This is a genomic window from Rickettsia sp. Oklahoma-10, from assembly GCF_039954865.1.
In the GTDB taxonomy this organism is placed as follows: Bacteria; Pseudomonadota; Alphaproteobacteria; order Rickettsiales; family Rickettsiaceae; genus Rickettsia; species Rickettsia oklahomensis.
Genome location: NZ_CP157197.1, coordinates 656,166 through 669,841, shown reverse-complemented (window position 1 = coordinate 669,841; position 13,676 = coordinate 656,166). Strand labels below are relative to the sequence as shown.

The following is a 13,676-nucleotide window of genomic DNA, read 5'->3' as shown; positions in this document are numbered from 1 at the left end:
CTTAAGCTAATAAAGAGGAATTTGAAGGAGATACAGAACGCAGAACCGCAGTGTACAAAAAAATACTTGAGGATTCTCAAGTACTGAATCATTGTCCAAATTAGCTTTAGAAGCTAGTTATGAAGTCTAGAAAATAAAACGGTAATTTTGCTTCTAAATTAATTTCTTTACCAAAAACCTTTTCATATAAACATATATTATTAGCATGTAAGAACATATATTTACTATATGGCATTATGTCTTTATCACCATATTTATCATCTCCAAGTATCGGACAACCCAATAATTTAGCGTGTAACCTTAATTGATGCATTCTACCTGTAATCGGAGTAAATTCAACTAAAAATAAGTTATTATCAAGTGCTTTAAGTAACTTATAATAAGTAATGGCAAATTTACCATTTTCACTCTCAATATCAGTAATTTTAGGTGTACCACCCTTACTCTTTTCTATATTACTTCTTACTTCGCCTACATTTTTAATTGGCTTACCATAAGTAATTGCATAATATGTTTTTACAACCAATTTTTCTTTAAAAGCATCATGAAACTTTATACTACTCAAATAATTTTTGGCTATTAAGAGCAAACCACTTGTTTCTTTATCTAACCTATGTACTAGCTTAAAATCAGCACCTTTATAATTCAAATATTTTAATGCAGAGTCAATAGATAAATTTATTTTACTGCCGCCTTGAGTAGCAAGCCCTATAGGTTTATTTATAGCTATTAAATTATCATCTTCATATATCAAATAATCTGTAGTAATTTTCTTCGCTAGCTTAATTTCAGCATCGGTAAAAACTAATTTTTCAGGTTGTTTAACAGGTAAATTAAACTTATCACTAATAAAAATTTTATCACCGTCTATTACTCTTAAACTAGCTTCTGCTTTCTGAGCATTAACTGTAATGTATTTTTGGCGTAATGCCTTCTCTATTACTCCTTGAGTTAATAACGGATATAGACGTTTTAAATATTTATCTAATCTAGAAGAAATAGGAGTATCGACATTGATAATCATTTAGAAGTTTTGATTAAAAAATAGCACCAAATTATTACCGATAAAAGCACTATCGCAAAAAATTGATGAGTAGAAGCAATTATTATAGGTACAGAGTATAAAAGAGTAATTATTCCATTAGATATCTGCATTAATAACGTAATAATTAGAAAATATGCTATTTTATTTAATTTCGGATGCTCTATTTTCAACAAGTAAGTTGCTAAAACCATAACAACCAAAAATATGCTATAACCGCCTAAACGATGCATAAATTGTATAAAAACCGGATCATACCAATTTTTAAGATCAAAGAAATTATCTTTTATCTCCATCGGAATAAAATTATCACCCATTAGCGGGAAGCTATTATATATCAGCCCTGCATCAAGCCCCGCAACTAAAGCACCTAAAAAAATTTGCATATATATTACAGTAATAGCAATACTAGAAAATATTAACGGTAATTTTAAATCTATTTGTGACGGGATTAATAAAATATCACAACAATTGTTTATTAATTGATAAAAAAGTATGTGATAAATAATTACAGCGATAATTAAATGAAATGCAAGCCGGAAATGACTAACAGACGGACTATTCAATAAACCGCTTTTAACCATATACCACCCCACAAAACCTTGTATACAAAATAATAACAAAGCACTTATATAAGCTGCAGTATCACGATTTTTGATAATGCCTTTAAAATAAAAATATATTAAAGGCACAATATATATTAAAGCTGTAATTCTACCGAGTAACCGATGTACAAACTCTAACTGATAAATAAATTTAAACTGCGATAAAGTCATCCCGTAATTAACGGAATTATATTCAGGAAAATCTTTATATTTAGCAAACTCTACTTGCCAAGCTTCAAAGCTAAAAGGCAGTAAAATACCTGTTATCGGACGCCACTCTACTATAGATAAACCAGCACCTGTAAGTCTCGTTATCCCTCCTATAACAATCATCACTATGACCATTATACAACTTATAGACAACCATTTTATAATTAAACTTTGCTGCACTTTATATTTTAAGTTTATGTTTTTATATTGTTTCTTTATATATCATTCCTGGGAAGGGAACGCAAGAATCCAGTAAAATATGTAATTTAACAGTTATTTTTCCCGCCTCCCCAGGAATGAGATAAAGAACATTTACCGAGTTATAAAATAATACCTAATTAGCAGTAAAATCAAGCCCCTACCTTCTTTACCATATCTGTGGCAATATTAGGAGCATTTTTCTTATTTGATTTCTTATTACGATATCTACGCTTTACTGTTTTGTTTGCCGGCACTTCTACTGTTACTACATCACTTTCTATAATTTGCAAATCTTCATTTACACCCTCTACACTTCGTGTCAATTCTTCCACTTCTTGCTTTGTCTCTAGTTTTTTATTTTTTTCTTCAACTAAAACGTTATTATTAACTGTCTTCCATTTATGTTTATTCTTGCGTAATTGTTCTTTTTTGGGTTCTTCTTCAGTATAATCGATACTATGATTTTGGATCACTGGCTTAACAGAATTAACATGATTGTTATTTTTCTTCAATAATTTTACCTTTTCAATCGAATAACTATCTGATGTAGCATTAGGATCAGAATAAAAATTAAGTTTTATATTATATTTTTCTTCAATAAATTTTATCTCGATACGTTTATTATTAAGTAGATAAATAACTGAACCGATGTTGGCAAAAACATTTATTACATCAATTTTTTCTTCAAAAATTTCGTTCTCTATAGTGCGCAAAATTAACATAGCATTAGCGTCATTAGCTCTAATAACTCCTTTACCGTTACAATGAGAACAAATTGCCGAATTAGTTTCTAAGAAAGAAGAACGCAATCTCTGTCTTGAAAATTCAAGTAATCCAAACTGACTAATATTACCAGTTTGTATACGAGCACGATCACGACTTAACAATTCTTTAAAGGATCGTTCAATAATTTTACGATTCTTTGCTTCGCTCATGTCTATAAAATCAATCACTATCAAACCTGATAGATCTCTAAGCTTGACTTGCTTTGCTACTTCTTTAGCTGCTTCTAAATTAGTTTTTAGTGCCGTTTCTTCAATATTTTTCTCAGAAGTTGATTTACCGGAATTTACGTCAATTGCAATAAGAGCTTCTGTAGGATTAATAACAATATACCCTCCTGAAGGTAATGTCACAACAGGCTGATATAATTTAACTAATTGCTCTTCTACTTGAAACTTCGTAAATATAGGAGTTTTATTTTTATGTTCTTTAAGTTTTGAAAGCTCTGAAGGTAATAAATCCTGCATAAATTTTGAAGCATTTTCATAAGCTTCCTGTCCTTGAATCACTACCTCTTGTACATTGTGATCACACATATCACGTATGGTTTTACGTATTATACTATCTTCTTCATGAATAAAACACGGAGCCGGAAATTTAATAGTACTTTTACGAATTTTATTCCATAATCTTACTAAATAATTATAGTCTTTCTTCAAATCTAAGGTACTACTTCCTCTACCTGCGGTTCTAACAATAACGCTGTAAGTATTTTTGTCACCGCTTACTATTTTATTTAAAATATCTCTTAGTCTTTTTCTTTCTTCCCCGTTTGATATTTTACGTGATATGCCATTTTGCAACCCTTTATTAGGCATTAAAACACAATATTTCCCAGCCAATGATATATAAGTAGTAAAAGCAGCACACTTATTTCCTCGTTCTTCTTTAGTCACTTGCACCAATAATATTTGGTTTTTTCTTATTACTTCTTGAACTTTATATTGTTTATATTGTGGAATATTTGACTCAATGCCGCTTTGAATAATTTCAATATCATCAGCTGCTTCTAAATTAAGTTCTGACTGAATTTTGCTCTCTACTAAATCTTCTATGATTTTTAGGTCAATTTCTTCACTATCAACTAAAGAATCATATATAGTAACAGGCTTCTCTTTATCATCTTCAACCGTAATATTTGCAAGAGCTATTTCAGGAAAAGCATTAATCGGAAAATTTCTCTCCGAGGAAGGCAAATTGTAATAGTTTGGATGGATTTCACTAAACGGTAAAAAACCGCTTTTATCCATTCCGTACTCTATAAACACAGCTTGTAGCGATGGTTCTATTCTTGTGACTTTTGCTAAGTAAATATTACCTTTATTTTGTTGTCTTACAGTTGTTTGAAACTCAATATCTTCTATATTGTTGCTTTGTCCCAATAAAACTACTCTTGTTTCAGTTGGAAAATTAGCATCAATTATAATTTTTTTATTCATTTATCTTGCTCACTAACTTGAAGAACAAATAATTAATATAATTGCTTGAATCTTAAGAAACAGCATTGCTTATCTTGTATTAATTTAAATAGATAATTTATCTATAATTTAAAGAGAAAAAATGACATTCTAGATAAACTTCAAATAACACCTCTTTAAAATACCAAAAAATATATTATTATTTTTCTTACATTAAAATATTTCCATATTATTTAATTCATTAATTTTTTTAAATTAAATAATTATATACAAATTACAAATTTAAGACTATCATACTTGATTAAAAGCTGATAATCTAATCTCCATATATACTTAAATAATGGAATTACAAATCTTTTAATTTTTTAAGATAATCATCTTAATCATTTAATGATGAGTTATATACCATGTATTTATGTTTAGCAAATACTTAATTTATGACTTTAAAAAACGATTATAAAACTATTTTTTACTCCCTTTTGGGAATATTTATTTTTTCCTGTATCAATGCCATAAATTTTTATAATTTTAAAATTTTTTTACTGATCAACAAAAATCTATGTGGAGAACAAATAAATAATATAAATCAAACTAAATTTATAGGCTCAATAATAGCAGGCTTTGCCTTAACACATTTAATTAATAAGTTAAGTAATACAAAAATTATTTTAATTAGCTTATCTTTATTAATTATTTGTACAATAAACCTAATTTTATTGAGCAATTATACTCTAATTAAAATTAATTTTATTTTAATTAATTTTGGAATATTTTCATATTTCACTTCCATAACATTACACATTATTGAATGTGCTAAAGAAAAGAAATATTTTTTTCTAGCTTGTATAATGTTGTTATGGGCATGTGGAAATTTAATGGTAGATTTATTAAATCCATTTATAAAACCGACAAATAATACTATAATAATTTGTGCGTTGTTATACTGCATTAATATTCTAACCGAATTTCTGCATTATAATGCTACATCTCATAAATTAAATTTAAATTCAAAATTCTCATCCTTAATAAAAAATATTGAATTACAATTATTGACAGGCTTCGTAGTGGCTTATGTTACATTAGATATAGTATGGTATTATGAAGCTTTTGCATTAAAGCAACAATTAGCATTAATTAATTTAAGGCTGATACTAAAATATATTTTCCTAGTAATATGTTTTTCTATAATTCCTATATGCTACATATTAAGCAAAGTAAATAAATATTTGGCTAATTTAGCACTAACTATAATTTTACTCATCTGCTTTATTTTACTACCACTGCATGGCACTAATAAAAACCTTAATATATTATATATAATATTAATCGGTAGCTGTTTAGGATCCATTTTTATTTGCAATATTTTAATAATAATTGATAAATTTAGAGATTATGAACTTAGAACAGCTTTATTTTCATATTTTTCAATGTGTAGCATCGGTATATATGCCGGAGCTTTATCATCTCATGTACCTTACGGCAATATTAACGGTAGTGATTTCTTATTTTCTGTTTTTGCCGTAGTCGGTAGTTTTGTAGCTTATCATTTTTGGTATTTTATTAAATATAAATTATATAGATTCTAAATTTAACACGGTATCTAGAAAAAATTTAGAAAGATTTGATCTAACTAACAAGTCGCAGTATGACAAATGTGATCTAAGTATTTATTTATGTAATATTTTGTAACATAAAATCACTTGTATAAGTTGGCATTAAATATTAATATTTAAATATATTTTTACAATGCATAAATGCAGCAAAGTACATTATTAAAACCGGTTAGTTGTTACGGGATTGGAGTTCACTCAGGCAAACACACCCAATTAACTATAGAACCTGCTAAAGAAAATACTGGAATTATATTCATTAGAACCGACATTTCTTCTGAAAAGAATTATATTAAGGCTAGCTATTGTAATGTTTCCGATACCGTGTTATCTACCACTATAAGTAATGATCATAAAGTGCAAATTTCAACAATTGAACATTTAATGGCAGCACTTTGGGGATGTGAAATCGATAATGCAATTATTAAAATTGATGGTCCTGAAGTACCAATTATGGACGGCAGTAGTAAGCCTTTTGTGTTTATGATTGAATGTGCAGGAAGAAAATTACAAAATGCTCCTAAAAAATATCTAAAAATTTTAAAAGATATAAAAGTAATTCATAAAGATTGTGAATTATATTGCACTCCTTCCAATCACATGACTGTAGATTTAACCATTGATTTTAGCAGTAAAGCTATAGGCAAACAAAATCTAAGTTTTTCACATCAAGAATCTTTCACTAAAAATATTGCAGATGCTCGAACTTTCGGTTTTATGAAAGATGTGAATGATTTGCAAAGCAAAGGACTTGCACTAGGTGCTTCATTTGAAAATGCTATAGCCATAAATGAAGAGGACAAAATTCTAAACCCAAACGGCTTGCGTTATGAGGATGAATTTGTGCGGCATAAACTATTAGACTTATTCGGTGATTTATACACCGTCGGCACTAACGTTGTAAGTGCAATTAAAGGTTATAAAACCAGCCATGCTCTTAATAATGAATTATTGCATAAAATATTTAGTGATATCACCTCTTACAAATTTGTTACTGCAAGCGAATTATACTGTAGTTAAGTCATTTACTATATAATCTTATATTCGTCCTTTTTATTTTAAAATTAAAACTATTTCGCAAAATGTTTATATTTGTTGGTCTTTATTCATACTCTAATAATTCTTATCCGTTATTAATTTTTTTAAAGCTAATGGTTTGTAATAATTAACTCTATTGTTCTATATTTTCATATATTAGGAGTATCTTGTTTCATTTATATTTAATTTATATATTGCTTTTATTTCTATTTTTTCCTTTTCGGCAAGACCAGCTATAAATGAGTCGTAACTACAACATAACCTGTAGATTTTAATATATCAAACATATTACCATTAGCTCCTTAATAATAAGATATCCAAATGTGTTCCTCTAACTAAATCATTTCTAAATATTCGTCCTGTACTTTTCAATTTATTAACATTTAACTGATACTTATCTTGAATAGAGAATTCTTACCTGTCGTCTGTGCCCTATATAATTCATTGTTCAAAATATCTTGTAAGCTTGGTTCTAATGATAATTATAATCTTGCTGACTTTTAGCATTACTGTTATGAACTAATAAATTGTTCTCTTTATGAAGTTTACGCAAACTATGTACTTTTACCATTTATAGAGTGTTCCTAAACTAACGCCTAAAAACAACAACTACAGCTATAATTATCAGTTATATTAGGAGTAAAAAGTCCGGAAACGACCATTGATATAGAAACTGAGGAAGCTACATAACTTAAGCTTATAAATAACATTTTACCGATTCTGCTTTGTCTAAAACTAGTCTAATAAGATTTAGACTTATTAAATATTTTTCTAATACTTGATCTCTAAAAAACAATTTTTTTTATAAATTTTTCTTTTATTTATTTAATTAACTTCTCCTATAGCTTAAATTATAGTATAAATTCTAATAAAAACAACAAAATCAATGTCTGGAAAAGAATTAAATAAAATTGTTGCCGCCATATTATTTGCTAGTTTAATTGCTATGATGGTTGGGTTTGTTGCAGACATATTATACAAACCAAACTTACAAATTTTACATCGCGGTTATAGTGTGACAGTTCACGAAAATTCAGTAGCTTCTATGTCAGAAGCACAAGCACCAGTAAATATACCAGAATTGATGAAAACTGCTAATGCCGATAACGGTCGTAAAATAGCAAAAAAATGTTCAATGTGTCATTCTCTTGATAAAGATGGTCCAAATAAAAAACTCGGACCGCATCTTTGGGATGTAGCAGGTCGCCCTAAAGCAAGCATAGCAGACTATAAATATTCCCCTGCTCTATCAAAACTTGGCGGCATATGGGATGATGACAATTTATTTGCTTTCTTACATAAACCAAACCATTATGCCCCAGGAACTAAAATGTCGTTTGCTGGTATCTCAAAACTGCAAGACATAGCTGACGTAATATTATTTTTAAAAACTTATGTTCATGATAAATAATTATCCCACCAACATATGGTTAATAATAGGCCTAATTTGCTTAGTTATTGAATTGTTTACAGTTTCAAGCATTGTATTCTTATTTTTTGGACTTGGAGCATTATCAAACACTCTTATGGTATATAACTACAATATTAACTTACAAAATCAAATAATGATTTTTAGTATATTATCACTTATTTGGTTTATTATATTATACCTACCTCTTAAAAAATATGTTTATAGTACAACTGCTAAAGCAGAAAATTATTCAGATATGGTAGGCAAAACCGTAGAAATCCATAGCTCTACCATCTCTTCCCATACTATAGGGCAAGTAAAATGGTCTGGTGTTATTATGAATGCTTATCTTGCACCAAATGAAGAAGCAGCAAAAAAAGGCGATCACCTTTTTATTATTGCAGTTAAAGGCAACATCTTAATTTGCTCTAGACACAAACCTAATCATAACTAAATATCCTCATATTTTCCTATCTATTATAGAGCCTAATTAAAAATTCACTATTTTCTTGTAAAAATAAAATTTTTGTGTACAACACAAAATAATAAGCAATGATCATAACGTATTTAAATTATGATGGGCTTTTTAAATATTGATTTAATTATCTTATTTATTACCTGACCTCAATATGTTTAAAAATTTTAATAATTAATCAGGGGTAATAAATATAACAAGGACCTAATGTATTAACTCATACTGAAGAGTTAGCAATGCTTTTTAGGAGATGATGTAATACCTACTAATTATACCACCCATAATTATGGTCAAAGAATATCTGCAAAAAATCTGCCTCCTCAATGCACTATGAGCTTTTGTTCAAAAGAGGATAAATCTAATTTTATCTGTAAAGGCTTGCTCACAATATACTTACAAAGATAAAAATACAGTTGGAGATATGCCTAGTATCATTATACTTTCCTGTCTTCAGATGCAGCTCAGTATAACTTAAGTCAGGTTAAAGGGGATATTGTACCATGTACTTATACTAAATCTACTAATACGTTAAAGGCATGTATTAGTAAGCTTTTACTTAATAGAGATATAGTAAAAAACTGACCTTTACTAAAAAATAGGTACTGATTTTACTATTATCTATAATTTAACTGATAATATATCTCTTGCATTTTGATCATACACCTATAAAACAAATGAATTAGATACTTTTTCAAAATTTTTACAGATACAATATGATATTGTAATTAAATTTTATAAAGAGCTTTACCAGCGATACTCTGACAAATACGAAGCATTAATACCTAAATACGATTTTCTAGACACGATCATATACTCCAGAAAAACTAAAAGAGGCTTTTAATTCAATATTAAATATAAATTATACTAACCTCATTGCTTTAGAAACCGAACATTTTTACATTTTAAGTAATGAAACAATACAACATAACTGGCATTGCATTAATACTCAATAATATTAAAGTTAATGATTCATACTTATGCATAGCAATTATAGCAAGTGATACTCTACCTATAAATTGATGATCATACTCAAATAATTAACATGATGTTCGATAGAATACAAGAAGCGGCAGCATTAACTTTTATACAATTTAAAATACTACTTAACAAAGTAGGAATAGCTGATGCTATAAATTTTGATATAGTTGTTAAAACTGGTAAAAACCAATTATTTTATTGGGCTATGAAGCTATAGTTAAAATATTAACCGGAGAAGAAAAAGCCACTGATATACATACATTTATAGCTATTAACACTGGAAATCTGGATAGTCATAGAAAACCGGTATTCATTACAACATACTCAAAATTGCTAGCACTACGAAAACCAAGAAATTATTGATTTAGTATGTAATAAATTTGGTTCTATCCCAGAATGGCTTTTATGCAACTCTATATAATAGCATAGACGAGCAATCTTTTACAGAGTTATTACTAAATAAAAAGCCCAAGTGTTAATTACTGCTGCTTATTATTTAAAAATATAGCTAATTTAACAGCAATATCGAAAAAAATACTTAATAATAAAGTTAATCAAGAAGTCATTAAACAATTAGCGCAATATCCTATTACTTAAACCTAAATTTAATATAACAAACCAGTTAGAAAGTAATATATAAGCATAATAGGAGATTTTATTCCAGTTGCCGAGTAATATTTATATAGAGATAAGGTTTTTAAAATCTTATCTCTTCAAACATTCTCCTTAAACCAATCAAAGGCTTTTTTAAAGAAGCTGCTATTTTCATCAAGTCTAATATGAGCAAATTCTTGTTGCTGTTTTAATGCATGAATCTTTAGCATACCTATAGTTGCCGAATATATAGCAGGATTATAATCTTCTACGAAACCAGCAAGAATCTCTGGTTTACCGATTCTACTCTGTTTTTCAAAAACTCTATTTGAAAGCTCTTTAAGTCCTCTAAGCTGAGACCCACCACCGGTAATTACAACTCTAAAAACTTCAACTTGTCCTTTTGTTGCTTTATCATATTCGGCTTTTACCATTGATAATATTTCTTCAGCTCTTGCGCTTATTACATCAGCCAACTTATAAATTGTTACAGACGTATTTAAATTATAATGAGTATCAACTTGCAAATCATCCATATTTATAATACCATCTTTTTCAAATAAAGGTATAGTTGCGTTACCGTATAAAATTTTTAATTTCTCTGCCGTAACAAGATCAATACCAAAAACTTTAGCAATATCCGAGCTAATATGAAAACTACCCACATTTATATACCCCGTATATATTAATTTACCTGCAAAAAAAATACCGAAAGAAGTAGTTTTATCTCCCATATCGATTATAAGCGAACCTAGATTTTTTTCATCATTTGTAAGACAACTAATAGCAGAAGCATAAATTGCAAGAGTAATGTTTGTGACTTCAACATGACATTTAGCGAAGCATTGTACAATATTTGATAACATATTTGAACTAGCTGCAATAATATGTAATGCACAACTAAGTTCTCTACCATACATACCTATAGGGTTTTCAACGGAATTATTATCAAGAGTAAACTCAAGAGGAAAATAATGAATAATTTCTTGGTTTTTAACTTTAAATTCAAGCAATGCTTTTTGTAATAATTTTTTAAAATCTTGCTGCGTTACAGTTTGCCCGTTAATTTTAATTGTATAATTTATATAATAAGATTTGGTATCAGCACCTGATAACGATAATATAATTTTTTTTATATTTTTACCGCAATCTTTTTCAAGTGCATAAATTGCCGACACAATACTAGTTTCAGCATTTTTTAAATCTGATATAACTCCTGATTTTATACCTTTAGAATGATGCAAATTTTGACTCGCTACTTTAATCTCACCTTTTTTACTAATATAGGCAGCAATTACAGCAATCTTACTACTACCGAAATCAAGTGTAACAAAATTTAATATTTTCTCTTTCATTTTTTTATGTAAATTATTGTCATACAACAACATCCTTATACGGGCATGACATACACTATTAGTACTTCTCTATATAATACTTATTTCTATCTCTTAAATCTAAAACCTTATAATTTTGGTTAAATAACTTGTTAGCTTTATTGAGTGCATCAATATATTTTAACGCTTCTTCAAACTCTTTTTCAGGTAACTTAATACTCATATTACCTTTAAGATTTAAATCCCACCTTCTATCTCCAAGCCTTACAGCAGCTAAAGTTTTATTAATTAATGCTGGATATTTCTGTAGCTCACTTACTAATTTACCTGCACAGATATTTGCTCCTTCTCCTACAACATGTAATAAATGAGGAAAAGGCTGAATATTTTTACTAATTTTGTAACCTTCTTCATCAACCAAAAAAAGTTGATTATTGATCTGCCAAATAGCAATAGCTTCTCTTTCAAATAACTTTATATATACTGTATTTGGTAACCTGCGAGTGACATATACTTCCTTAATCCATTTATTTTTTTTTAAATTATTTCTAATTTCGTCTAACTTAAGAGCAAAAATAGGGCTACCATTACTTGCGTTTAAAACCTTTAATATTGTAGGTTCATCGACATTTTGCTGTCCTTCAATTATAACATTCTCAAGTTTAAAACCGAGTTTTGTTGTCATTTTATGTATATTTGTTGTTAAGGAGGTTTTTACGCCAGCAAAATATTTTGTAAAAGTAAATAAACATACAAAAATTATTAAAGCAACCTTAAACCCTAATATTGCTTTTTTGTAAATTAGTCCTAATTTTCGGCGTAATGAGATATTATTAGTTTTTTTTTTCTGTTTTTGTTTATTTGAGTTTATTTTTTTTCTCATGATTCACAGCTTGCCGTCTTTATAATTTCTTCAATTAAGTGAGTAAAATTTATCCCTGCATAAGCTGCAATTTCTGGCACTATTGATAAAGGAGTCATACCTGGGTGAGTATTTATCTCCAAAACATATAATTTGTTTGTTTGATCTTCTAAAATAAATTCTACTCTAGCAGGACCTTTGCAATTCATTGTTTTATAAATTTTTTCTGATTCTATAAGTAATTCGTCATATAAATTAGCAAGCAGTGGAGCAGGACACAAATGCTCAGTAAATCCTTCAGTGTATTTAGACTCATAATCATAAAAACGATTTTTCAGTAATTTAATCTCTAAAACTCCTAGAGCTTTGCCATTTAATACTGCTACTTGCAACTCTCGCCCTTTTATATATTGCTCTATTATTACCCGATCACCGTAAGGAAAATCATAATCAACCCATTTAAAATCATCTTCTTCAAATATTACTTCAACGCCGATACTTGATCCTTGCATCATAGGCTTAATTACATATGGTCGTTTCATAGGGTCAATCTTTATATTATCGCTTTTATTTATGACAATACTTTCTGCCATATTAATATTATTCGTTAAAAACCAGCTCCTAGAATATACTTTATCAAATGCTAATGCTGAAGATAACACCCCGCTATGAGTATAAGGAATCCGCATTATATTAAGTAATCCTGGCAAACAACCATCTTCACCATACTTACCGTGTAGGCAATTAAAAACGATATCAGGCTTGATTGCTTGTAATTTAACTGCAATATCTGCTCCCATATCAATAAAGGTTACTTTATATCCTAATGCAATTAAGGCTTTACTCACTCCTGTACTTGACACTAAAGATACTTCACGCTCAGTAGACATACCACCTGCTACTAACGCTATATGCTTTTTATCGCTATATTCAATTGATTTGGACTCGCGTAATTCATCGCTTATCCCTCTCCTATTAGGGATATGTTTCACTCCTTGCTCCTTGTATTCAAGTCCAACTAAATTGACTATATTACTCAACATTTTAACTTCAGAATATTCCACCCAATGTGTTTGATTTATACATATTTTCCCTATATTACACTGTGGCTGCTC

Annotated in this window: 11 protein-coding genes and 2 pseudogenes; 6 read left to right on the top strand and 7 right to left on the bottom strand. The window is 28.6% G+C overall.

Annotated elements, in window-relative coordinates; genetic code table 11:
* Positions 1 to 5: 5 nt before the first annotated feature.
* Positions 6 to 121: pseudogene (locus AAGW17_RS05260) on the top strand (palindromic element RPE1 domain-containing protein); the annotation flags it as partial.
* Here AAGW17_RS05260 and AAGW17_RS02995 read toward each other — a convergent pair.
* The 3 genes from AAGW17_RS02995 to AAGW17_RS02985 form a co-directional block, all read right to left on the bottom strand.
* Positions 107 to 1,024: an RluA family pseudouridine synthase gene (locus tag AAGW17_RS02995; RefSeq protein ID WP_347938580.1), complete on the bottom strand. Its 918-nt coding sequence runs from the start codon at positions 1,022 to 1,024 to the stop codon at positions 107 to 109. The pseudogene AAGW17_RS05260 and the gene AAGW17_RS02995 overlap by 15 nt on opposite strands.
* Positions 1,021 to 2,037 (bottom strand): COX15/CtaA family protein, encoded by a 1,017-nt coding sequence (locus tag AAGW17_RS02990; RefSeq protein ID WP_347938579.1) that lies wholly within the window; start codon positions 2,035 to 2,037, stop codon positions 1,021 to 1,023. Before AAGW17_RS02990 ends, AAGW17_RS02995 begins: the two co-directional genes overlap by 4 nt.
* A gap of 170 nt (positions 2,038 to 2,207) precedes the next feature.
* Complete coding sequence (locus tag AAGW17_RS02985) at positions 2,208 to 4,280, bottom strand: Rne/Rng family ribonuclease (protein WP_347938578.1); 2,073 nt, start codon at positions 4,278 to 4,280, stop codon at positions 2,208 to 2,210.
* Positions 4,281 to 4,696: 416 nt separating this feature from the next.
* Here AAGW17_RS02985 and AAGW17_RS02980 point away from each other — a divergent pair, with 416 nt between their 5' ends.
* Positions 4,697 to 5,845, top strand: a complete 1,149-nt coding sequence (locus AAGW17_RS02980) for a hypothetical protein (RefSeq protein ID WP_347938577.1) — start codon at positions 4,697 to 4,699, stop codon at positions 5,843 to 5,845.
* A gap of 168 nt (positions 5,846 to 6,013) precedes the next feature.
* Positions 6,014 to 6,889 carry a UDP-3-O-acyl-N-acetylglucosamine deacetylase gene (gene lpxC / locus AAGW17_RS02975; protein ID WP_347938576.1) on the top strand — a complete coding sequence of 292 codons (876 nt, stop codon included), beginning with the start codon at positions 6,014 to 6,016 and terminating at the stop codon, positions 6,887 to 6,889.
* Positions 6,890 to 6,985: 96 nt separating this feature from the next.
* Here the strand turns inward: lpxC and AAGW17_RS02970 are convergent.
* Positions 6,986 to 7,683: pseudogene (locus AAGW17_RS02970) on the bottom strand (hypothetical protein); the annotation flags it as partial.
* 110 nt (positions 7,684 to 7,793) lie between these two features.
* Here AAGW17_RS02970 and AAGW17_RS02965 point away from each other — a divergent pair.
* The 3 genes from AAGW17_RS02965 (at position 7,794) to AAGW17_RS02955 (ending at position 9,988) form a co-directional block, all read left to right on the top strand.
* Positions 7,794 to 8,318 carry a c-type cytochrome gene (locus AAGW17_RS02965; protein WP_347938575.1) on the top strand — a complete coding sequence of 175 codons (525 nt, stop codon included), beginning with the start codon at positions 7,794 to 7,796 and terminating at the stop codon, positions 8,316 to 8,318.
* Positions 8,302 to 8,772, top strand: coding sequence for an NfeD family protein (locus AAGW17_RS02960; RefSeq protein WP_347938574.1), 471 nt, complete (start codon positions 8,302 to 8,304; stop codon positions 8,770 to 8,772). The genes AAGW17_RS02965 and AAGW17_RS02960 overlap by 17 nt, the downstream gene beginning before the upstream one ends.
* Positions 8,773 to 9,835: 1,063 nt before the next feature.
* Complete coding sequence (locus AAGW17_RS02955) at positions 9,836 to 9,988, top strand: hypothetical protein (RefSeq protein WP_347938573.1); 153 nt, start codon at positions 9,836 to 9,838, stop codon at positions 9,986 to 9,988.
* Between the two features lie 496 nt (positions 9,989 to 10,484).
* Here AAGW17_RS02955 and ftsA read toward each other — a convergent pair whose 3' ends face one another.
* The 3 genes from ftsA to AAGW17_RS02940 are packed head-to-tail and all read right to left on the bottom strand — an operon-like array spanning position 10,485 to position 13,604.
* Positions 10,485 to 11,720 (bottom strand): cell division protein FtsA, encoded by a 1,236-nt coding sequence (ftsA, locus tag AAGW17_RS02950; protein WP_347938572.1) that lies wholly within the window; start codon positions 11,718 to 11,720, stop codon positions 10,485 to 10,487.
* A gap of 58 nt (positions 11,721 to 11,778) precedes the next feature.
* The gene (locus AAGW17_RS02945) at positions 11,779 to 12,582 is read right to left on the bottom strand and encodes a cell division protein FtsQ/DivIB (RefSeq protein ID WP_347938571.1); all 804 of its coding nucleotides are present in this window, start codon (positions 12,580 to 12,582) and stop codon (positions 11,779 to 11,781) included.
* Positions 12,579 to 13,604: a D-alanine--D-alanine ligase gene (locus AAGW17_RS02940; protein WP_410528097.1), complete on the bottom strand. Its 1,026-nt coding sequence runs from the start codon at positions 13,602 to 13,604 to the stop codon at positions 12,579 to 12,581. The genes AAGW17_RS02945 and AAGW17_RS02940 overlap by 4 nt, the downstream gene beginning before the upstream one ends.
* Between the last annotated feature and the right edge of the window lie 72 nt (positions 13,605 to 13,676).

Bases quoted from the DNA above. Each gene is read 5' to 3' on its own strand.
- AAGW17_RS02980 (WP_347938577.1), top strand. From the start codon at position 4,697: ATGACTTTAAAAAACGATTATAAAACTATTTTTTACTCCCTTTTGGGA.
- AAGW17_RS02995 (WP_347938580.1), bottom strand. From the start codon at position 1,024: ATGATTATCAATGTCGATACTCCTATTTCTTCTAGATTAGATAAATAT.
- AAGW17_RS02945 (WP_347938571.1), bottom strand. From the start codon at position 12,582: ATGAGAAAAAAAATAAACTCAAATAAACAAAAACAGAAAAAAAAAACT.
- AAGW17_RS02960 (WP_347938574.1), top strand. From the start codon at position 8,302: ATGTTCATGATAAATAATTATCCCACCAACATATGGTTAATAATAGGC.
- AAGW17_RS02955 (WP_347938573.1), top strand. From the start codon at position 9,836: ATGATGTTCGATAGAATACAAGAAGCGGCAGCATTAACTTTTATACAA.
- ftsA (WP_347938572.1), bottom strand. From the start codon at position 11,720: ATGAAAGAGAAAATATTAAATTTTGTTACACTTGATTTCGGTAGTAGT.
- AAGW17_RS02940 (WP_410528097.1), bottom strand. From the start codon at position 13,604: ATGTTGAGTAATATAGTCAATTTAGTTGGACTTGAATACAAGGAGCAA.
- AAGW17_RS02965 (WP_347938575.1), top strand. From the start codon at position 7,794: ATGTCTGGAAAAGAATTAAATAAAATTGTTGCCGCCATATTATTTGCT.
- lpxC (WP_347938576.1), top strand. From the start codon at position 6,014: ATGCAGCAAAGTACATTATTAAAACCGGTTAGTTGTTACGGGATTGGA.
- AAGW17_RS02985 (WP_347938578.1), bottom strand. From the start codon at position 4,280: ATGAATAAAAAAATTATAATTGATGCTAATTTTCCAACTGAAACAAGA.